At 50.4% G+C, this 1,220-nt stretch carries 2 protein-coding genes; one reads left to right on the top strand and one right to left on the bottom strand.

From position 1 onward, the window contains the following. The first annotated feature begins 121 nt into the window (after positions 1-121). Positions 122-730: a hypothetical protein gene (locus tag BRAS3809_RS36385; RefSeq protein ID WP_008966472.1), complete on the top strand. Its 609-nt coding sequence runs from the start codon at positions 122-124 to the stop codon at positions 728-730. Positions 731-825: 95 nt separating this feature from the next. On the opposite strand, the gene BRAS3809_RS36380 is transcribed toward BRAS3809_RS36385, so the two are convergent. Beyond that, on the bottom strand, positions 826-1,220 hold a 395-nt coding region (locus BRAS3809_RS36380; RefSeq protein ID WP_210161126.1), incomplete at its 5' end, for a hypothetical protein.

Raw genomic sequence — 1,220 nt, 5'->3', positions numbered from 1 at the left:
GCGCGGATTTCAACCCTTGAGATACAAGGGAGAGCTAGCGGTGGGCGATTGATGAGGCCACATCGTGGTCACAGGCGCTCCAAACAAACTATCGAAGGTTCTATAACCGGGGCGGAAAAACATGACTTGGTTCGACGGTCTTTCGCCTAATATGAAGGCGGCTATATTCACCGCAGTCATCGGAGCTATCGGTGGCGGCGGCACATGGATTTACAATATTGGATACAATAACGGTGCCAGGGACATTGCTGATGTTCAGGCATTCAAAGGTAAGCTTCCGACCATGATTGATGACCTCGACAAGGTGTCCAAGTCTCTTGCTGCAACGACTCAGTTGATTGATGACAACAAGAGACTCGCTAAGGTTGCGGCGGATGCAACGGACGAAAACAAGAGACTACAAGAGGCTTTTAAAACGCAGGCGGCTGATTCAGCGGAAAAAGCCGCGCGGCTTAAAGATCTCACAGCTCAAATCGCAAAGGCATTCCCATCAGATGAAATAAAGGTCTCGATAGCAGAAGGATCTGCCGAACGGGTAGTACCAAATCTGCTCACGATCGGAGTCAGAGCGAACTATGGTTCGAGTACAGATGTAATGATAAACGGAAAATCAACGTCCTTCTCTGTCGCTGATCCAAAAGCATTCGAAGTGGGCGATAGAACCTGTACGGTCCTTTTGATGAAAGTCGGAAATCCTGCATCATTCATTGTGACGTGTTCAAATAGATAGTGCACTAAACTCGATTGCGGGCGGACTCCAATTTTGATTGAGTGTGATCCGCACTTTCACTGTTATTCGCAACTTCCAGGCAGGTGTCCTTGCACTCACTGGGGAGGAATCGTTCTGGCGTTGAGGCTGAACGTGTCGCTGCGGACATTCTTATGCAACAACCCCCATAGCTGATCGTACTCGACTTCGAAAGCAGTCGCTGCCTCAGGAAGTCGGTCAACGATGTCTTTGCCGTCGAGCATAAGCGTGCCTCGCAAATTGCAGATAAATGGATGAGTTGCGCCGGGATTTTGCGAAGCTGGACCTTTGCTTGGAATAATCGTTGGTCCATTAGTCATGATTATTGCCCCTGTTGGACCGGAGGATCGCGAACAGAGAAGCACGCAGCCAAATACGTTCGCAAGCATCACACGGTGCATAGAGGTTCGGAGCAGAGCAACGACACGGCGGAGCAAGACGAGCATGTCGCGCTCCGTGTCGCACCGAGCAG

The sequence above is a fragment of the Bradyrhizobium sp. STM 3809 genome, from assembly GCF_000239795.1.
GTDB lineage: Bacteria > Pseudomonadota > Alphaproteobacteria > Rhizobiales > Xanthobacteraceae > Bradyrhizobium.
The sequence above is the reverse complement of the archived record's forward strand: the minus strand, read 5'-3'. Positions and strand labels throughout refer to the sequence as shown.

Excerpts from the sequence above, each read along its gene's own strand:
- BRAS3809_RS36385 (WP_008966472.1), top strand. The coding sequence starts at position 122 with ATGACTTGGTTCGACGGTCTTTCGCCTAATATGAAGGCGGCTATATTC.